Source organism: Bradyrhizobium sp. 63_E2_N1_3 (assembly GCF_052076005.1).
In the GTDB taxonomy this organism is placed as follows: domain Bacteria; phylum Pseudomonadota; class Alphaproteobacteria; order Rhizobiales; family Xanthobacteraceae; genus Bradyrhizobium; species Bradyrhizobium barranii.
In genome coordinates this window covers 2,824,427-2,841,846 of the sequence record NZ_CP197235.1, presented here as the reverse complement: position 1 = coordinate 2,841,846, position 17,420 = coordinate 2,824,427, and the positions used below count along the sequence as shown (strand labels likewise).

Below are 17,420 nucleotides of genomic sequence, written 5' to 3'. Positions count from 1 at the left end.
CACCGGAACTCAGGACTTTCCCTTGCCGGGCTGCATGAAACTGCCGGTCATCTGGCGCATGTGGTCGCCGGCGCTGGTGAACTGGCTCCGCAGGAAGTCGGACTGGATTCGCATCGCTTCCTGAAGGTCGGTGGCATGCACGAGCTTGCGCGCGTGCTCGAACGCCGACTTCATGTTCTGCTCAGTGAACGCGAGCGCCTGCTTGGACACCTCGGTACCCGCTCCGGGAACCGACGTCATCGATTTGGTGGCAGCTTCGAAAAACATGCCGAATGCCTGTTCCGCCTGATCGATCGTCTTTTCGGCCAGGTCGCGCAGTTCGGCCGGGACTTCGAGCTTCGGTTCGATCATGGTCATACTCCTCCCCTTTTTCCCAACTGAATACCACACTTGCCGGATCGCATTCCAGCGGCAGCCTGGCGGACAAACGTCGCCCGGCGGTCCGGCTCCGGCCGGAAAACGGGGGACGAGGCGTACGGCCGGGGTCAGGACAGGGGGTGCTCGGGAAGGGTTTCTTCGGTGCCGAGGTCTTCGACCAGCTTGATGACCTCGAAACGCTGTCGAGGCCCGAGCTTCAGGAACGCGCGAAGCAGGCGCAGACTTTCAACGGTGCTGCTTGCAGGCGCGCCGAGCTTGAGGTGCAGTTCAGCCGCGAAATTGAGGTTTTTCATCTCGCACCTATGACAAGCATCGGCCCTCGTGATCAGACGTCGAGGTCTCGCTCGAGAATCGAACACCATGACCGGACGCCATGGTGACCCTGAGATCTCGGCCGGGGCACCCGGTGGGTTAACACGCTGAACCATATACTGGCTCAACCGAACAGGTTGCAATTATGTCAAGAAACAACCCTTCCGGCAAGCCCAACCGTCGCCGTAGCGATGCTTCGTCCGCATCGCAGCACGGCAATTCCGGATAACAGGAATATGGACCGTCGTCACCCACCTGCGTCAAGAAGCGGCATCACTCACGCACACGGCCTCGGTCGCTGTCAATCGGTGCGGCGTTTCGCCGTGTTTCCGGTGTGAACGAGGCCAGATTGAAGTTTCTTCAGCGTATACACGTAATTGTTGAGCCCGACCTCGGCGGTTGTATCGTCGGCGAAATGAACGTCGAGCCGCGCAGCCGGCCTGCAGCGTCTTGATCCGTCCGCCAGTGAAGCCCCCCTTGAGCTGCTCGGCTTGGACGCGGTTCCCCGTACCGGGTTCATCGGTCCGAAGATATCTCCGCCAATGAACCGTCGTTCAAGGTGGAACGACCAAGCGGTTGCGAAGCGGCCACGCAGACCACGGGCGCCATGGCTGACGGACTTCTCGATTCGGGCGCGCCTCAGCACCAAAGGACGACAGCATGCTTTCCCGCTGCGATCTCATCAAGGGCGGCGCCGTCGCGCTTCTCACTTTCTCGATACAAGGCGCATGGGCGCAGGAGACAAGGATGAATCTGTTCAAGATCGTCACCATCAAGGACGAAATCGTCGTCGGATTGTCGGCGGAGGAGCTCCAGGCGCTCGGCGGCAATGATGCGAGCGCGGTTGCGCACGCGCTGGCGCAGAAGGGCGATCTCACGGTCTGGCAGTACAACGTGCATCGCGGCCCGAACGGTGAATTGCAACAGGCGCCGACCGCGAAGATCGGGCTCTTGGCCAACGCGTCTCTCCGTGTCGAGCCCTACACGACGCCTTACCAGATCGTGCCGCATCCGTAACAAGCGACCCGGGCGCGCCTGCGGCGAGACCCGCAGGCGCACCACTACTCTCAACGCTGCTTGGCGCGCCGAGCCCGGCCTTCCGTCGCAAAGCCGTAGATCAGCGCCAGCCGGTCCAGGCATTCGCGAAAGCGCCGCGCGAAATAGTCGTTCCAGCGCTGGGTACGAACAGCGCGCCGCTCCCCGATCTGATCCATGGTCAGCCCCAGCACCAGGACGTCGTGCACCAGCGCGGCGCCATCGGTACCGAGTTCGCGCTCGACCCGGTTGAGGCGCAGCACGGCCTGGCGCTGGTCCTCGGTGACGGGCTCGCGCGAGCGCGTGCCATCGACATATTCGCGCGTCGGGTCCACCGCCTGGGGCCCGCGCTCCGCCCTCTCCCAGTCGTTCTGGAAGGCGCGCCCGCCGCGATATTGCGCCTCGTCGATCTGGTGATGCGCGTGCAACCGGCCGAGCGGATCGCCGCGGATCGAGCGGACGGCGACGATCTTCTCGCCGGCATCGAGCGCCAGCGGATTGTCGACCTCGACCTCCGCCACCTCGGCATTGAACGGCACCTCGCGCGAGCGCCGATCGTAGATTCCAGTCAATCTGTAGGACTTGTTACGTCGTGCACCTGCCACTCGGATACTCCTCGCAAATTGAATGAATAGCGGTCCCGTCAGGCGGCAGAGATCAGCCTCAGGACGACGGGACCGGCGGCGCGAGCGGACGCAGCCTCAGACCTTCGCGTCAGGCAGGCATGCGGCGTGCAATAGCTGGAGCCCGGTTGGCGCGGATGGCCACAGAAGGCGATCCCCTCCCCGTCCTTGTCGCCACCATAGGGATAGCGGCAGTCGTCGCGCCCGAGTTCGCCTAGCGCGACTAGGCGGGGCTGGACGCCGACACAGCGCAACTTGACCCGCGCGGGTTTCATTGCGGATTTCGGTGGCAAGTTCAGGTTCGGCACCGCCGCACGGGGCGGCCCGATGAGACAGGCTCCTGACGGCAAGGACGGCACGATCGATGGACTCGTCATCCGCGCCGGCGTCGCGAGTCCAAGCCGCTTGGCGCGGCCGGCCACCGCGTTGCGTGTGTAAGCCGTTCCAAACCTTCCGTTTATCTGTCTTCCGATCTCCGCATAAGACATTCCCTTGAGAAAATAGTCGCGAAGCGCGTCGGAGTGCTCCGACGGCCAATGACCCGGTTCCATGCTGCTGTCCTGTGATGCGCCTCCTCCGATCGTTCGATCGCGAGGCGGATCCTACATTCCGGTATTCCGAAGCAACTGTCAAGCGACAATTCTGATATTCATAATTGCATCAATTCCGAATTTCGGATTACAAGAGGCGGGACGATGGGCAATCGAGGGAATCACCATGTTGGACGTTGCAATGATCGAGCGGGGCCTGGAGAAGACGGGCAAGAGCAAGGGCGGCCTGGCGGCGGCCATGGGCGTGCGGCCCGGCGCGGTGTCGGAGATCCTGGGCGGCGAGCGCCTGGTGAAGGCGTCCGAAATCATTCCGATCATGGAATATCTTGAGCTCAATCTCGCGCCGATCATGGGCCGCGTCGGGGCCGGCGCTGTGATCGAGCCCGATTATGAACAGGTTCCCCCGGAAGGCCTCGGCGATATCGCGCTGCCGTTCCCGATCATGGAAGAGACCGTCGCCTTCGAGATCGTTGGCGATTCGATGCTGCCCAAATACGAGAGCGGCGACGTGATCGTCGTCTACAAGGACCAGCGTCATCCGCTGTCGAGCTTCTACGGCGAAGAGGCCGTGGTCCGGCTCAAGACCGGTGAACGCTATTTGAAGACCATTGAACGCGGAAAAACTCCCTCCGTCGTCAATCTCAACAGCTTCAACGCCAAGCCGATCGTCGGCGTCAAGCTCGAGTGGGTCGGCGAGATCTGCTTGTCCATGCCCAAGGGCCAACTCGAGCGGCTGCGCGCCAAGTCGGCACGCCCTCGCAAGAAGAGCAAATAGGCGCCGATTTCCGATTTTTGGAAATCTTCCTTGACTTAATTCTGCTTTTCGGAAATACTCTGCCGCACTCCCGGCTACGGGGCGCGGCAGGATCGTTTCATGCAGTATTTCGTCGTGATGATCGACTATGGGCGGCGCGGACGCGAGGCGGTCGTCGATCCCGAAATCACAAGGCGCGAGGTCATCTCCCGCGTCGTTTCGGGTGAATATCGAAACATCTCGTTCATCCACGAAATCGCGGAGAATGCGGTCGAGGACGTGACCGAGGCGATCCTGACCGAGGCCGCCCTCCCCCAGGTTCCGCCTGAAGAAGTCGACCTCCAGGCCATCCGCCTCGATCACGCCCGCGACCTGCGCAAGCACGAGAAGACGTGACGCAGGCCCAAGCGGCCTGCGTCACGTCACTGCCCGGCCGGATATCACACCGTGAGAACGGTCGATCCCGTGGTCTTGCGCGCAGCGAGATCGGCATGCGCTTTGGCGGCATCCTTCAGCGGGTAGGTCTGGTGCACCTCGATCTTGACTGCGCCGGACTTCACGACGTCGAACAGCTCGTTCGCCATGGCGACCAGGGCCTCGCGCTTGGCAGCGTAGGTGAACAGCGTCGGACGGGTGACGTAGAGCGAGCCCTTCTGCGCGAGCAGGCCGAGATTGAGCGGCTCGACAGCGCCGGAGGACGCACCGAACAGCGCGGCAACACCGAGCGGCGCAAGACAATCCAGCGACTTCAGGAACGTATCCTTGCCGACGGAATCATAGACCACCGGCACCTTCTTGCCGCCCGTGATCTCGTCCACGCGCTTCACGAAATCCTCGCGCGTATAGATGATCACATGATCGCAGCCATGTGCCTTGGCGAGCTTTGCCTTCTCGTCGCTGCTGACGGTGCCGATCACTGTCGCGCCGAGATGTTTTGCCCACTGGCTCAAGATGAGACCAACGCCGCCGGCTGCGGCGTGGAGCAGGATGGTGTCGCCGGCCTTCACGCGATAGGTCTGCCGGATCAGGTATTGGGTGGTGAGCCCCTTCAGCATCATGGCCGCCGCGGTCTTGTCATCGACACCGTCGGGCAGCTTCAACAGCCGGTCGGCCGGGATCAGCCGCGCCTCGGCATAGGCTCCGAGCGGTGAGGCGCCGTAGGCAACGCGATCACCGGTCTTCAAATCGGTGACACCGGCCCCGACTTCCTCGACGACGCCGGCACCCTCGCTGCCGAGACCGCTCGGCAATTGTACCGGATACACCCCGGAGCGATTGTAGATGTCGACGAAGTTGAGGCCGACCGCCGTGTGGCGGATGCGCGCCTCGCCCGGCCCGGGCTTGCCGACACTGACTTCCTCCCAGACCAGGACTTCAGGACCGCCGGTCTTGTGAAAGCGAATGGCATGCGTCATGGGCGTTGCTCCCTTATTGTTGCAGTGAAGGTCCGTGGAAAACGGATCGGCCTGTGAAATAGGAATTCGGTCGGCCCGTTACAGTACAGAGACGTAACAAGAATGTCACAGCGAACGACAAACGCCTGCCGTTCCGCCTCTGTTCGAAAGAGTTGATGACGGCACCGGCGCGTTCCGGCAGTAGCCTTTTCGCGGGGTTTGGTGGTCGCCTGCGAAGGAGAGCCGAGATGCCAGCTTATGTACAGCATCATCAGGACATCGAAATCGCGCCTGTAATTTGTCCCGCCTGCATGGGGTTCCTGCCGATGTACGTCCGCGAGGTCGAACCGCATTGGGGCCTTGCCAGGATCGACTTCGTCTATGAATGCGCGGACTGCGGCGCGGAAGTCCGGCAGACCATCCGCAAGCCGGAGCTGCGGCACTGACCGCACCATCAGCCATCGCTTAAGTATTTGCGCTGAACGGAAAAAGCGACGTTCTGCGCGGGTCAGGCCGTCCCAAACGAGGCTTGTTCTTTGCCGGGAACGCAGGCAGAACAAGCCTCAAGCAAGACCTTTGGGAGCGCCCTTTCGTGGCTGAACAGAAGGCCTCGACCTCGATCGAGGCAGTGGAGAGCGGCCTCGCCGCGCAAGGCTATATCGCGAGCCGGCAGATCGCGACCGCAGTCTATTTGTCGCAGCAGATCGAGAAGCCGATTCTGGTCGAAGGCCCCGCGGGCGTCGGCAAGACCGAGCTTGCCAAGGCCATTGCCGCCTGGCGCGGCATGAAGATGATCCGCCTGCAATGCTACGAGGGCCTCGACGAGGCCAAGGCGCTCTACGAGTGGAAATACGCAAAACAGCTTCTCTATACCCAGATCCTCAAGGACAAGCTCGGCGAAGTCCTCGGCGGCGCGCAGACGCTGCATGCCGCGCTCGAGCAGCTCCATGATTTCGGCGATGTGTTCTTCTCCAAGGAGTTCGTCGAGCCCCGACCACTGCTCCAGGCGCTGGAGCAGCCTGGCGGCTGCGTGCTGCTGATCGACGAGATCGACAAGTCCGACGCTGAATTCGAATCGCTGCTGCTGGAAATCCTCTCCGATTTCCAGGTCACGATCCCGGAGCTCGGCACGGTCGCGGCGATCACGCCGCCGACGGTGATCCTCACCTCGAACAGCGAGCGTGACCTCGGCGACGCCCTGAAGCGGCGCTGCCTGCATCTGCATATCGGCTTCCCCGAGCAGCGGCTCGAAGAACGCATCGTCGAGAGCCGCGTCTCCGGCATCTCGCAGGCGCTGCGCCGGCAGATGGTCGGCTTCATCCACGAGATCCGCTCGCTCGACCTGAAAAAGCTGCCGTCGGTCAGTGAGACCATCGACTGGGCGCGCGTCCTGGTTCTACTTCAGGCCACGGAGCTAGACACCGATATCGTCAAGGACACGCTCAATGTGCTCCTGAAGTACGAGGCCGACATCGAGGCAGCAACGCCGCAAGTTACGACCTTCATTGCCAAGGCGGCACGGTCCAACGTCTTCGGTTGACGCCGATGCGCGAGAATCTCCATCGTTTCTTTCGAGCGGCGCGCGGTGCCGGCGTGCATGTCTCGCCCGCCGAAAGCATCGATGCGATGCGCGCGGTCAAGCAGGTCGGCTTTTCCGACCGGGCCATCCTGCGCGATGCGCTGCTCCTGACGCTCGCCAAGTCGCAGGACGAGAAGCTCGCCCTCGGCGACTGCTTTGATCTCTTCTTCAGCCAACCAGAGCCGCGGCAAGATCAACCCGAGGCCGACGACAACGACGACGCATCGCAGGACGCGGATCAGACCCCCTCACCCAGCTCGGCCAGTGAAGCAGGCGAAGGCCAGGCTTCCGAAGCATTGGGCCCGCTTGCGCAGATGCTGCTGTCGCAGGATCGCAACGCGATCGCAGCGGCGATCGCCAGCGCTTCCGGTGTGGCTTCGCTGTCCGACATCCGCTATTCGACTCAGCGCGGGATCTTTTCCAGCCGCATCCTCGACGCCATGGGCCTTCAGCGCCTGCGCGACGATCTCGACGCGCTCACCGCGACCAATCCGTCGCTGGCCGAGCGTCTGCGCGGCGCGCTGGACGCGTTGCGCGAAGCAGTCCGTGACACGGTCTCGCAAGGCCTTGCGCTTTATGCCCGCGAAGAGGCCGAAAACCTCCGCAACGAGATCCTGCGCAACGCGCCTCTCGCCCGCATCGAGCGGCGCCAAGTCGCGGAGATGCGCGCGCTCATCCGCCAGATCGCGCGGCGCCTGCGCGAGCGCTACTCGAAGCCGCGCAAGCGCCAGCGCCGCGGCCATCTCGACGTCCGCCGCACACTGCGCCGCAACGCGGCCTGGGGCGGCGTGCCCTTCCTCACCGCGTGGAAGCGCAAGCACCGCGACCGGCCCAAGATCGTCGCAATCTGCGACGTCTCAGGCTCGGTCGCGCAGGTCTCCGATTTCTTCCTGCTCCTGATCCACTCGCTGCACGAGGTGGTCGACGACGTCCACTCCTTCGCCTTCTCCTCGCATCTGATCGAGGTCAGCGAGATCCTGGAGAAGAAGTCGCCCGAAGAGGCGATGGCCGAGATCATGTCCAAGGTCGGCTTCGGCTCATCCGACTACGGCTCCTCTCTCGTCGATTTCGAGAAGGAGTTTATGAGCACGCTGACGCCGCAGACCACGGTGATCGTGCTCGGTGACGCCCGCAGCAACAATCTCGACCCGCGCGCCGACATCCTGCGCCGCATCTCCGAACGCTCGAAGCGCGTGGTCTGGCTCAATCCCGAAGGACGGCTCGCCTGGGGCTTCGGTGATTCCGAGATGCCGCGCTACGCGACCTTCTGCACTGTCGTGCGCCAATGCGCCACCGCACAGCAGCTCGAGCGCGCCGTGTCCGACATCGTGGCGACTTATCAGTAGACGGCAATCACGTCCGCCGCTGGCGTCAGGCGGCAGTCAGCTCGGCCTGGACGAGGTTGCACTCCCGAAAGTGATGCGCTATTTCGTCGAGCGCGCGCTGCTCCCATTCCTGGGCCTGCGCGAGCCAGAACGCCCGTCGCTCCGAATCCAGCGCCGCCCGCTCTCGGCAGAGGAATTCCTGACTGCGAATTGCCATCAGCCTGTTCATGCACTCACACTCCTGTCGTGTGAAGCCAATCCCCTGCGAATCAACGTAGCAGAGTCCAGTCAGAGTCCAATCGCCCTCGCTTCACGATTTCTGTGCATATCGCGACGCGCAATGGGACAGTGACGCTTCCCGTGCACTGCGGTAACTCTCGCCGCACGATCAAGCGCACATCATCAATTAGTGATCGGAGACCGGGACGATTTTCGTGCGCGAACGATCTTAACTGTTGTGGCGCAATGAAGTGCGGCAATTCGTGAAGAGAGGTTCTAAACAGCTTACCGAATTCCCGACTCATTGTCGTCGCATGGTGTTCATGCGGCGCCGCTAACAGGGGCGCACGAACTTGGACTATCGCTTGAGGCAACATGAGCAACGACATCGACTTCGATCTTTCGCCGGACCAATGGGAAGCGCTGAAAGCGCTTCGCAACCCCGTGTCGAATGGTCGCCTCTCGAAGGCCTATCTCGTCGAAGGTCTCGTCAAGCTCGGTCTCGTTGTTGTCAGTGACGGCGTACCTTCGATGACGCCAACCGGACGCAAGGTGCTGGTGCGCGGATCGTGCCGGCTACTGGATCTCGTGGCGTGACGAGACTGTCCGCCCGCAACGGCTCTGCCGTGATCGCCTGAAAAATAATCTCTTGCGTTCCCGCCGACAGCGCGTCGCAGGGACGACCTCAATCCGCCAGCGTAACGATCAAAGGCCCATTGCGGGTTGCGACAACCGTGTGCTCGTACTGAACGGTAGGCGCCTCCGGGCTGCTGTAGAGCGTCCATGGATCGTCATCACCGTTCTCGGCCCACTCCGCGCCAAGCGACAGGAACGGCTCGACGGTGAACACCAGGCCATCGCTCATGATGCGTCGCTCGGAGCGATCGGGCCATGTCGCGATCTCCGTCGGCTCCTCGTGGAGCGACAAGCCGACACCGTGACTGGCTAGGTTCTTGACGAGCATGTAGCCGTTTTTCCGCGCAAACGTCCCGATGGCTTGACCGATGCCGGCAATCGGTTTGCCGGCGCCGACCTGCCGCAAGCCCGTCCACATCGCCCGCCGACCATCCCTGCAAAGACGCTCGATCGAACGGGTCACGGGCGGAACGGCGAACGAGGCTCCCGTATCGGCAAAGAAGCCGCTCTTCTCGGCCGAGACGTCGATGTTGACGAGGTCGCCACGCTCGATCCGCCGGGCACCCGGGATGCCATGAGCGATCTCTTCGTTCACGCTGATGCAGGTTGCGCCAGGAAAGGCATAGGCCAGTTCCGGCGCCGAACGCGCTCCGGCGGCCTCAAGGAGCGCTCGTCCGATCCGGTCGAGTTCCGCGGTGGTCATGCCGGGCTCGAGGGCCTTCCCCATCGCCTCAAGGGCATTGGCGACGATACGCCCGACCTCTTTCAGGCAGATCAGATCGTTCTCATTCGAGATTGTCATATCAGGCTCTTGCGAAAGCCGGGACATAGCTGTTGCGATGCCGACTTGCAAACGGAAGAGCGCGCGCAAGAATCCCGGATTATGCGCGCCCTGGATCACTTCCAAGACCAGGCCGCGACAATCTGGCACGGTTGTTGCTCCTTTTTGACGTCCAAGACGCGTCAAACCGGGGGAGTCCACCATGTCGACCATCACCGCGGCACCTACCGCCGAGCCGAAGCCGCTCTACACCTCGCTGTTCGTCCAGGTCCTCGCCGCGCTGGTGCTTGGCGTCATCCTGGGGATGGCCGTTCCGGACTTCGCCATCGGGCTCAAGATCCTCAGCGACGCCTTCCTGAAGCTGATCTCGATGATCGTGGCCCCGATCGTGTTCTGCGTCGTCGTGCACGGCATTGCCGGTGCCGGCGACCTCAAGAAGGTCGGCCGGGTCGGCGTCAAGGCGCTGGTCTATTTCGAGGTGATGACGACGGTCGCCCTCGTGGTCGGTCTGCTGCTCGCCTATCTCTTCGGTCCCGGCCACGGCATGAACATCGATCCCTCGACGCTCGACGCCAAGGCGCTCAACACCTATGCCGACAACGCCCACAAGCTGTCCGGCGGCGGCATCGGCGCCTTCCTGATGAACGTGATCCCCAGCACCTCGTTCGATGCGCTGTCGCGCAACGACGTGCTCCAGGTGCTGTTCTTCGCGGTCCTGTTCGGTGTCGGCCTTGCGCTCGTCGGCGGCGAGAAGGGCGCGCTGGTCACATCGATCATCGACGCGGCCTCCACCGTGCTGTTTCGGGTCATGGGGCTGATCGTGCGGGTCGCGCCGCTCGGCGTGCTCGGCGCGGTCGCCTATACCGTCGGCAAATACGGCGTCGGCTCGCTGAAGCAGCTCGTCTCGCTGGTGATGCTGTTCTACGTCTCGGTCGGCATCTTCGTGCTGGGCGTGCTCGGCGGCGTGATGGCGCTCGCCGGAATCAACATCCTCAAATTCCTCGCTTACCTGCGCGAAGAGCTGACCATCGTGCTCGCGACCGCATCCTCCGATGCCGTGCTGCCGCAGATCATGAAGAAACTGGAGCGGATGGGCGTGAAGGATTCCGTCGTCGGCCTCGTCATCCCGACCGGCTATTCCTTCAACCTCGACGCTTTCTCGATCTACCTGACGCTCGCCGTCGTCTTCATCGCGCAGGCGACCAACACGCCGCTGTCCTTCGGCGACCTTCTGCTGGTGCTCGGCGTCTCGCTGATCACGTCGAAGGGCGCGCACGGCGTGCCGGGCTCGGCGATCGTGATCCTGGCCGCGACGCTCAACGCGGTGCCGAGCATTCCCGCCATCGGCCTCGTGCTGGTGCTGTCGGTCGATTGGTTCATCGGCATGGCCCGCGCGGTCGGCAACCTCGTCGGCAATTGCGTGGCGACGGTGGTGGTGGCCGCCTGGGAAGGCGATCTCGACCGCGCCAAGGCGGCCAAGGTGCTGGAGGGCGGCGAACTGGTGGACGTGACCGCGGGATAGGCCGCGGATCAATCATTCCACTGGAGGAGTGGCGTTCCATACGCCCTCCTCCAGACCGACAGGAAGCGCGGAAACCAGGAGTGCGCCACGGCGCCCTTATACGCCCAGGTGCGATACTTCAGGCCCTGCTCCGAGATCAGCTCCTGATAGCCGCCATGGACCTCGGTCGCGGTCCGAATGTCCTTCAATATTCCTTGCGCGCAGGTCCGGTAGGTATCGCTCCCTGAGGCTTCATCAAAATCCAGCATCCGATCCGCGAATTCGACATTGAACGTCGGCCACGACGAACGCCCCTGATAGGCCGGCGCCGCGATCTTGTGGATCATCTTGTTCCGTGGATTATCCGCGGACACCAGGAAGTGGAACGTGCTGGGGATGCGAAAGCGCGGCTCGGCGATGATCAGATCCGTCGTAGCCGCAAACAGCGCCCGCTCGCTGGCATCGTTCATGTCCCAGAAGCCGCGATGCACGCTGACGAAATCCAGGGCCACCAAGGACACCGGTGCCCCCGCCGGGCCGTCAAGCGAATGCTTGATATGGCCGTCCTTGCCGAACAAACGGAGCAGATCTCGCTTGTACTGCGCAAGGTCGCGACCGAGCAGCCGCTTCAGTTCGTTCTCGTCGACGATCCCGAGCTGCACGCCCCACACGAACGTCGTGTAAACGCAGGCGTTGGTGACGAAGCGCCTGCGCTCGGCCCGCGTATCCGTTGCCGCGGAGCGAGGCCCGCCGGCATCGCACAGCAAATATCTGGTGCCGTCAGCGTCGAATGGCTCAAGCTCACTCGCGAGCTGAAGGATCGCGCGCTTCAGGTCGACGCCATATTCGGCCAGCAGCAGGCGGCCGGCATGTGCGCATTGCGACATCGCCAGATAGGATGACGCTCTCTCGTCGGCACCAATCATCTGCTGGAGACCGGCGAGAATGCCGAGCAGCGTGTCCGAGGGCCGCGAGAAATAATTCACGCCGAGGTACCGCCCGCGCCCCGCAGGAACGATCGTCGTCGTGACCACGTCGGCGCGAACCGCCTGCAGCAGCAGACGAACGCTCTTTTCGAGCAGGCGCGCCCGACGGACTGCGTCCTGCGCATCCATGATGGTTTCGGGATCGAGAACGTCGGGGTAAAACCAGGCGAAGTCGCGCGGGTAATAGGCGGAGGCGTGCGGCGCTCCCGTGACGAGGAAGGCCTCGGTCACCGAAAAGGCACTGTCCATCGAGTGCCGGTAGAGGTCCTCTATGTCCGACAACGCATGATGCGATTGTCTCAGGAAGCGATCACCGAGAAAATTGACCGCCTGAAGCGCGTTGGCGACAAAGGTCGCAGCCATCCCCTGGTAGAACCGGTTCTCACGATGTGATGGAAAAGAGATGTCGCTGTTCATATGCGTCAATCGGCTGATGTCTCGTGACCCCGTGATGGCGGCCACCATTTTAAACATGACTGATTCGTATCTCTACCCCGTGACTTGCGGGCTTCAGGCAATCACTTCGCGCCGGCACGGCCCTCCTGCGGCCTGAAATTCTCGATCACCCGCAGCAGCACGCGCGCGCCCGCGTTGGCATCGGCGAGCTCGACGTGCTCGTCCGGGTGGTGGCTGATGCCGCCGCGACAGCGGACGAAGATCATGCCGACATCGGCGATATCGATCATCGCCATGCCGTCGTGCCCTGCTCCGCTCGGCAGCTCGAACACCGACGCGCCTTCGGCAGCGATCGCCTGCGCGATCTGATCCTTCAGCCAGGGTGCGCAAGGCGCGGTGCGGTTCTCGTGAGTGACGTCGAGCTGTAGCGCCAATTGCCGGCGTTTTGCAATCGCCTCGATCTGGCGGACGATATCGGCGACCGCGCGCTTGCGATGCATGTCGGTCGGTGCCCGCATGTCGATGGTGAAGGACACTTCGCCCGGGATGACATTGGTCGCCCCGGGCCTCGCCTGGATATAGCCGACGGTGCCGACCAACCCGTCCGCGTCGGTGCGGCAAAACTGCTCGATCGCGCCGATGCATTCGGCCGCGCCGGCGAGTGCATCACGGCGCAGCGCCATCGGCACGGTGCCGGCATGGCCGGCCATTCCGGTCAGCCGCGCAGCGAGCCGTGTCGCGCCCGCAATCGCAGTGACGACACCGACGGGCAGGTTCTGGGCTTCCAGCACCGGGCCCTGCTCGATGTGCAATTCGAGATAGGCGAGCAGCTCGCGCCGGGCCCGCGCGGCCGCGCCGATGTGATCGGGATCGAGGCCGAACGCGACGAGCGCATCGCGCATCGACACGCCGTCGCGGTCGCGCGTGTTCAGGACGCTCTCGTCGAAGGTGCCGGCCACCGCCCGGCTTCCGAGCAGCGTCGAGGCGAAACGTACCCCCTCTTCATCGGCAAAGCCGATCACCTCGATCGCGAACGGCAGGCGCTTGCCGCGGCGATTGAGATCGGCGACGCAGGCGATCGCCGTGATCACCCCCAGCGGACCGTCCCATTTGCCGGCATCGCGCACCGTGTCGTAGTGCGAGCCGAGCATCAGGCAGGGCGCCCCTGGCTGCTCGCCTTCGTAGCGTCCGCAGACATTCCCGATCGCATCGAGATGCGCGCTCATGCCGGCTTCGCGCATCCAGCCCAGGATGAGGTCAGCGGCCTTGCGCAGCTCGTTGGTGAGGTAGATGCGGGTGAGCTTGTCGCCGTCTTCCGAGATCGCGGCGAGCTCGTCGATCCGTCGCACGATCTCCTCGCCGAGCGATGCATTCTGAACGGCGTTACCAGCAACCATCTCGGCGAGCTTCCCATCTCTTGGGACCGCGGCGGCGGTCCTGGCGGCGATCGATACAAGTTCGGTGCCAGCAAAAAATCACGAACGCGGTCCCGATCCGCGCGTGGGTAGCATGAATGCGGGTTGCCGGCGGACCGTAGCTCCCGTCACGCACACACGCGAGCTGCGCCTGGCTGCTCAACTCCATTGCATACAACTTCTATATTTTGCTCAAAAGTTAATCTGCTGGCTTACTCGACAGAATTCTGAAAATTTACAAACACGATACTTTTCAATGACTTCAGATCAATTGACCACTCCGTGGCCTCTGGCACGAAGCTTGCGACATCTTATCCCAGGCTCCGCCAGACCGGCGCGGTCGCGAGATTAAGGCGGGACATCCGCCAAGGGGAGCGAGCAATGGATTTCGGCAAGATTTCACGACGTCATTTGTTGCAGGGCGGCGCGGCCCTGACCCTCGGTGCGGCAGCGGGCGTCCGCCCGGCCTTGGCGGCCGAAACGACCATCGGCTTCATCTATGTCGGCTCGCGCGATGACTACGGCTACAACCAGGCGCATGCGCAGGGCGCGGCGGCCCTGAAGAAAATTCCGGGGCTGAAGGTCGTCGAGGAAGAGAAGGTGCCGGAGACCGACGCGGTCGAGAAGACGATCGAGTCCATGATCAACCTCGACGGCGCCACCCTGCTCTTCCCGACCTCGTTCGGCTACTACAACCCGCACATGATCAAGATGGCCACCAAGTTCCCGAAGCTGCGCTTCGAGCACTGCGGCGGCCTGTGGAGCGACAAGGATCCAAAGAACGCCGGCAGCTATTTTGGCTATATCGACGAGGCCCAGTACATTTCGGGCATCGTTGCCGGCTACACCTCCAAGAGCGGCAAGCTCGGCTTCGTTGCCGCCAAGCCGATCCCGCAGGTGCTGCGTAACATCAACGCCTTCGCGCTCGGCGCCAGGCTCGCCAATCCCAAGGCCACCACGCAGGTTATTTTCACTGGCGATTGGTCGATGCCGGTCAAGGAGGCCGAAGCCACCAACAGCCTGATCGATCAGAGCGTCGACGTGCTCACCTGCCATGTCGACGGTCCGAAGACCATGGTCGAGAACGCCGCACGCCGCGGCGCCTTCGTCTGCGGCTATCACACCAACCAGTCGCCGCTGGCGCCGAAGGCGTATCTCACCGGTGCCGAGTGGAATTGGGAAGCGCTCTATCCGAAGTTCGTGAAGATGATCGCCGCCGGCGAAAGCATCCCGAACTTCTATCGCGGCGGCCTCAAGGAAGAGATCGTCAAGACCTCGCCCTACGGTGAGGCAGTCTCCGCCGAAGCGCGCAAGCACGCCGACGAGGTCAAGGCCAAATTCCTGTCGGCGGAGGGCTACGCCATCTTCAAGGGCGGCTTGGTCGACAACAAGGGCAAGACGGTGATCGCAGCCGGCACCGATCGCGGCCAGAAGGATCCCGAACTTGAGAAGATGGACTACCTGGTCGAAGGCGTGATCGGAGCGACTTCGTGACAACGGAAGCCGCGGATTCTACTGAAGCGGCCGGGACAATTGCCCCGGCCGCCGATCCCGGCTTTCTCCAGCGCCACGGCGCGACAATCGAATACATCCTGATCCCGGGCGCGGCGCTGGCCGGCGCGCTCGTGATCTTCGGCATCTTCGTCGCGATGTTCGGCAAGAACCCGCTCGATCTCTATTTTTATATGTACTACGGCGCCTTCGGCACCTGGTTCTCCTGGCAGAATACGTTGACGCGTGCCGCGCCGCTGATCCTCACCGCGCTCTGCACCGCACTGCCGGCACAGCTCGGCATGGTCATCATCGGCGGCGAAGGCGCGCTCCTGATCGGCGCGCTGTCGGCGACCAGCGCCGCGCTGGCGCTTCAGGGCATGCCGCCGCTCGTCGTCCAAATTGCCATGGTCGTCGGCGGCGTGATCGGCGGCGGTCTGTGGATCATTCTGTCGGGCGGCTTGCGCCAGTATCGCGGCGTCAACGAGACCATCTCGAGCCTGCTGCTCGTCTACATCGCGCTCGCGATCCTCAATCATCTTGTTGAGGGGCTGATGCGCGATCCCGCCAGCCTCAACAAGCCGTCGACGCGCGAGATCGGCGCCGCCAACATGATCGGCAGCATTCCCGGCACCGACGTGCATTGGGGCCTCGTCTTCGGCCTGATCGCCGCGATCGCCGCCTACGTCCTGATCTATCACACCGTGTTCGGCTTCGCCGCGCGCGTCGCCGGCGGCAACATCCGCGCCGCAAAGATCGTCGGTCTCGGCGTCAGCAAGCTGATCCTGACCATCTGCTTCCTCGCCGGCGGCGCCGCGGGCCTCGCCGGCATGGTCGAGGTCGCCGCGGTGCAGGGACGCACCAACGCCAACCTTGCGGCGGGCTACGGCTTCACCGGCATTCTTGTCGCCTTCCTCGCCCGGCAGAATCCGCTCGCGATCATTCCCGTCGCGATCCTGCTCGGCGGCATCAGCGCCAGCGGCGGCCTTTTGCAGCGCCGCCTCGGACTGCCCGACGCATCCGTTCTGGTGCTTCAGGGCATCATCTTCGTCTTCGTGCTGGCCAGCGATGCACTTTACGGCCGCATTGGATTCTTGAAGGGAAAATCCTGAGATGGCAGACGGATCGATCGGGCTCTGGACTGTCCCCCTCGCCGTGCTCGGCGGCGCCATCCGCGTCTCCACGCCGTTCCTGTTCGTGAGCCTCGGCGAATGCATCACCGAACGCTCCGGCCGCATCAATCTCGGCCTTGAGGGCACGCTGGTGATGGGCGCGATGAGCGCCTACGGAATCTCGTATCTCACGGGATCGCCCTGGCTTGGCGTGCTCGCCGCCGGCATCACAGGTGCACTGCTGGGCGCATTGCACGCCGGCATCTGCTCGCTGCCGCGCGTCAACGATATCGCGGTCGGCATCGCGCTGATGCTGTTCGGCACCGGCCTTGCCTTCTATCTCGGCAAGCCGCTGATCGAGCCCACCGCGCCGCGCCTGCCCGCGATCGATTTTGGCTGGTGGAGCGACGTCCCGCAGGTTCGCGCCGCGCTGCGCGTCAACGTCCTGTTCCTGATCGGCGTCGCGCTCGCGCCGATCCTCTATTGGGCCTTCCGCACCACGCGCTGGGGCCTTTTGATCCGCACCGCCGGCGAGAGCTCCGACGCAGCGCGCGCGATGGGCCATTCCGTGTTGCTGATCCGCCTGCGCGCGACCATGGTCGGCGGCTTCCTTGCCGGCATCGGCGGCTCGTTCCTGTCGCTGTTCTATCCCGGAAGCTGGAACGAGGGCCTGTCCTCCGGCCAGGGCATCACCGCCGTGGCCCTCGTGATCTTCGCGCGCTGGGATCCCCTGCTCTGCCTGTGGGCCTCGCTCGCCTTCGGCGGTGCCGCGGCCCTGGGCCCTGCACTGCAATCGGTCGGCGTCACCTCCGGCTACCACCTCTTCAACGCCGCCCCCTACATCCTGACGCTGGCGATCATGATCATCACCTGCTCGCCGAAACGCACGCTGACCGGAGCCCCGGCCGAATTGTCGATCACCCGCTAGAGAG

Annotated in this window: 20 protein-coding genes; 11 read left to right on the top strand and 9 right to left on the bottom strand. The window is 63.5% G+C overall.

The window, feature by feature from the left end; all coding sequences use genetic code 11:
- Positions 1-9 precede the first annotated feature (9 nt).
- Positions 10-351: a phasin gene (locus AB7531_RS13170; protein WP_014493705.1), complete on the bottom strand. Its 342-nt coding sequence runs from the start codon at positions 349-351 to the stop codon at positions 10-12.
- 134 nt (positions 352-485) lie between these two features.
- Positions 486-671: a hypothetical protein gene (locus tag AB7531_RS13165; protein WP_063982041.1), complete on the bottom strand. Its 186-nt coding sequence runs from the start codon at positions 669-671 to the stop codon at positions 486-488.
- 679 nt (positions 672-1,350) lie between these two features.
- On the opposite strand from AB7531_RS13165, the gene AB7531_RS13160 reads away from it, so the two are divergent.
- On the top strand, positions 1,351-1,707 hold the full coding sequence (locus AB7531_RS13160; RefSeq protein ID WP_063982040.1) for a hypothetical protein: 357 nt from the start codon (positions 1,351-1,353) through the stop codon (positions 1,705-1,707).
- A gap of 50 nt (positions 1,708-1,757) precedes the next feature.
- Here AB7531_RS13160 and AB7531_RS13155 read toward each other — a convergent pair whose 3' ends face one another.
- Both AB7531_RS13155 and AB7531_RS13150 read right to left on the bottom strand, forming a co-directional pair.
- Complete coding sequence (locus AB7531_RS13155; RefSeq protein WP_063982039.1) at positions 1,758-2,330, bottom strand: hypothetical protein; 573 nt, start codon at positions 2,328-2,330, stop codon at positions 1,758-1,760.
- Between the two features lie 38 nt (positions 2,331-2,368).
- The gene (locus tag AB7531_RS13150) at positions 2,369-2,899 is read right to left on the bottom strand and encodes a GcrA family cell cycle regulator (RefSeq protein ID WP_084795042.1); all 531 of its coding nucleotides are present in this window, start codon (positions 2,897-2,899) and stop codon (positions 2,369-2,371) included.
- A gap of 166 nt (positions 2,900-3,065) precedes the next feature.
- On the opposite strand from AB7531_RS13150, the gene AB7531_RS13145 reads away from it, so the two are divergent.
- Positions 3,066-3,674 (top strand): S24 family peptidase, encoded by a 609-nt coding sequence (locus tag AB7531_RS13145; RefSeq protein WP_028152904.1) that lies wholly within the window; start codon positions 3,066-3,068, stop codon positions 3,672-3,674.
- Positions 3,675-3,773: 99 nt separating this feature from the next.
- A complete protein-coding gene (locus AB7531_RS13140; protein WP_063982037.1) occupies positions 3,774-4,049 on the top strand; it encodes a hypothetical protein in 276 nt (91 codons plus the stop codon).
- A 44-nt stretch (positions 4,050-4,093) separates the two neighbouring features.
- Here AB7531_RS13140 and AB7531_RS13135 read toward each other — a convergent pair whose 3' ends face one another.
- On the bottom strand, positions 4,094-5,068 hold the full coding sequence (locus tag AB7531_RS13135; RefSeq protein ID WP_063982036.1) for a quinone oxidoreductase family protein: 975 nt from the start codon (positions 5,066-5,068) through the stop codon (positions 4,094-4,096).
- Positions 5,069-5,295: 227 nt separating this feature from the next.
- On the opposite strand from AB7531_RS13135, the gene AB7531_RS13130 reads away from it, so the two are divergent.
- From AB7531_RS13130 to AB7531_RS13120, 3 genes are all read left to right on the top strand, one after another.
- The gene (locus AB7531_RS13130) at positions 5,296-5,493 is read left to right on the top strand and encodes a hypothetical protein (RefSeq protein ID WP_028152902.1); all 198 of its coding nucleotides are present in this window, start codon (positions 5,296-5,298) and stop codon (positions 5,491-5,493) included.
- Positions 5,494-5,639: 146 nt separating this feature from the next.
- Entirely contained in the window at positions 5,640-6,587 is a 948-nt protein-coding gene (locus AB7531_RS13125) for an AAA family ATPase (protein ID WP_063982035.1), read from the top strand.
- Positions 6,588-6,592: 5 nt separating this feature from the next.
- Entirely contained in the window at positions 6,593-7,972 is a 1,380-nt protein-coding gene (locus AB7531_RS13120; RefSeq protein ID WP_063986213.1) for a vWA domain-containing protein, read from the top strand.
- Positions 7,973-7,997: 25 nt separating this feature from the next.
- Here AB7531_RS13120 and AB7531_RS13115 read toward each other — a convergent pair whose 3' ends face one another.
- The gene (locus AB7531_RS13115; protein ID WP_028152900.1) at positions 7,998-8,180 is read right to left on the bottom strand and encodes a hypothetical protein; all 183 of its coding nucleotides are present in this window, start codon (positions 8,178-8,180) and stop codon (positions 7,998-8,000) included.
- 365 nt (positions 8,181-8,545) lie between these two features.
- On the opposite strand from AB7531_RS13115, the gene AB7531_RS13110 reads away from it, so the two are divergent.
- A complete protein-coding gene (locus AB7531_RS13110) occupies positions 8,546-8,767 on the top strand; it encodes a hypothetical protein (protein WP_063982034.1) in 222 nt (73 codons plus the stop codon).
- An 88-nt stretch (positions 8,768-8,855) separates the two neighbouring features.
- On the opposite strand, the gene map is transcribed toward AB7531_RS13110, so the two are convergent.
- Positions 8,856-9,608, bottom strand: a complete 753-nt coding sequence (gene map, locus AB7531_RS13105) for a type I methionyl aminopeptidase (protein WP_063982033.1) — start codon at positions 9,606-9,608, stop codon at positions 8,856-8,858.
- A gap of 181 nt (positions 9,609-9,789) precedes the next feature.
- Between map and AB7531_RS13100 the strand changes: the two genes are divergently transcribed.
- The gene (locus tag AB7531_RS13100) at positions 9,790-11,109 is read left to right on the top strand and encodes a dicarboxylate/amino acid:cation symporter (protein WP_063982032.1); all 1,320 of its coding nucleotides are present in this window, start codon (positions 9,790-9,792) and stop codon (positions 11,107-11,109) included.
- An 8-nt stretch (positions 11,110-11,117) separates the two neighbouring features.
- Here the strand turns inward: AB7531_RS13100 and AB7531_RS13095 are convergent, their stop codons facing one another.
- Together AB7531_RS13095 and AB7531_RS13090 are read right to left on the bottom strand one after the other, a co-directional pair.
- Positions 11,118-12,491, bottom strand: coding sequence for a hypothetical protein (locus tag AB7531_RS13095; protein WP_063982031.1), 1,374 nt, complete (start codon positions 12,489-12,491; stop codon positions 11,118-11,120).
- A gap of 101 nt (positions 12,492-12,592) precedes the next feature.
- Positions 12,593-13,867, bottom strand: a complete 1,275-nt coding sequence (locus tag AB7531_RS13090; protein ID WP_063982030.1) for an allantoate amidohydrolase — start codon at positions 13,865-13,867, stop codon at positions 12,593-12,595.
- Between the two features lie 399 nt (positions 13,868-14,266).
- On the opposite strand from AB7531_RS13090, the gene AB7531_RS13085 reads away from it, so the two are divergent.
- Genes AB7531_RS13085 through AB7531_RS13075 form a run of 3 tightly spaced genes read left to right on the top strand, consistent with a single transcriptional unit; the run spans position 14,267 to position 17,416 of the window.
- On the top strand, positions 14,267-15,379 hold the full coding sequence (locus AB7531_RS13085) for a BMP family ABC transporter substrate-binding protein (RefSeq protein WP_063982029.1): 1,113 nt from the start codon (positions 14,267-14,269) through the stop codon (positions 15,377-15,379).
- Complete coding sequence (locus AB7531_RS13080) at positions 15,376-16,488, top strand: ABC transporter permease (protein ID WP_063982028.1); 1,113 nt, start codon at positions 15,376-15,378, stop codon at positions 16,486-16,488. Before AB7531_RS13085 ends, AB7531_RS13080 begins: the two co-directional genes overlap by 4 nt.
- 1 nt (position 16,489) lies before the next feature.
- Complete coding sequence (locus tag AB7531_RS13075; RefSeq protein WP_038957599.1) at positions 16,490-17,416, top strand: ABC transporter permease; 927 nt, start codon at positions 16,490-16,492, stop codon at positions 17,414-17,416.
- Positions 17,417-17,420 lie beyond the last annotated feature (4 nt).

Coding starts and splice junctions, on each gene's coding strand:
- AB7531_RS13095 (WP_063982031.1), bottom strand. CDS start 12,491: ATGAACAGCGACATCTCTTTTCCATCACATCGTGAGAACCGGTTCTAC.
- AB7531_RS13165 (WP_063982041.1), bottom strand. CDS start 671: ATGAAAAACCTCAATTTCGCGGCTGAACTGCACCTCAAGCTCGGCGCG.
- AB7531_RS13140 (WP_063982037.1), top strand. CDS start 3,774: ATGCAGTATTTCGTCGTGATGATCGACTATGGGCGGCGCGGACGCGAG.
- AB7531_RS13075 (WP_038957599.1), top strand. CDS start 16,490: ATGGCAGACGGATCGATCGGGCTCTGGACTGTCCCCCTCGCCGTGCTC.
- AB7531_RS13170 (WP_014493705.1), bottom strand. CDS start 351: ATGATCGAACCGAAGCTCGAAGTCCCGGCCGAACTGCGCGACCTGGCC.
- AB7531_RS13120 (WP_063986213.1), top strand. CDS start 6,593: ATGCGCGAGAATCTCCATCGTTTCTTTCGAGCGGCGCGCGGTGCCGGC.
- AB7531_RS13135 (WP_063982036.1), bottom strand. CDS start 5,068: ATGACGCATGCCATTCGCTTTCACAAGACCGGCGGTCCTGAAGTCCTG.
- AB7531_RS13145 (WP_028152904.1), top strand. CDS start 3,066: ATGTTGGACGTTGCAATGATCGAGCGGGGCCTGGAGAAGACGGGCAAG.
- AB7531_RS13115 (WP_028152900.1), bottom strand. CDS start 8,180: ATGAACAGGCTGATGGCAATTCGCAGTCAGGAATTCCTCTGCCGAGAG.
- AB7531_RS13085 (WP_063982029.1), top strand. CDS start 14,267: ATGGATTTCGGCAAGATTTCACGACGTCATTTGTTGCAGGGCGGCGCG.
- AB7531_RS13160 (WP_063982040.1), top strand. CDS start 1,351: ATGCTTTCCCGCTGCGATCTCATCAAGGGCGGCGCCGTCGCGCTTCTC.
- AB7531_RS13130 (WP_028152902.1), top strand. CDS start 5,296: ATGCCAGCTTATGTACAGCATCATCAGGACATCGAAATCGCGCCTGTA.
- AB7531_RS13100 (WP_063982032.1), top strand. CDS start 9,790: ATGTCGACCATCACCGCGGCACCTACCGCCGAGCCGAAGCCGCTCTAC.
- AB7531_RS13090 (WP_063982030.1), bottom strand. CDS start 13,867: ATGGTTGCTGGTAACGCCGTTCAGAATGCATCGCTCGGCGAGGAGATC.
- map (WP_063982033.1), bottom strand. CDS start 9,608: ATGACAATCTCGAATGAGAACGATCTGATCTGCCTGAAAGAGGTCGGG.
- AB7531_RS13150 (WP_084795042.1), bottom strand. CDS start 2,899: ATGGAACCGGGTCATTGGCCGTCGGAGCACTCCGACGCGCTTCGCGAC.
- AB7531_RS13110 (WP_063982034.1), top strand. CDS start 8,546: ATGAGCAACGACATCGACTTCGATCTTTCGCCGGACCAATGGGAAGCG.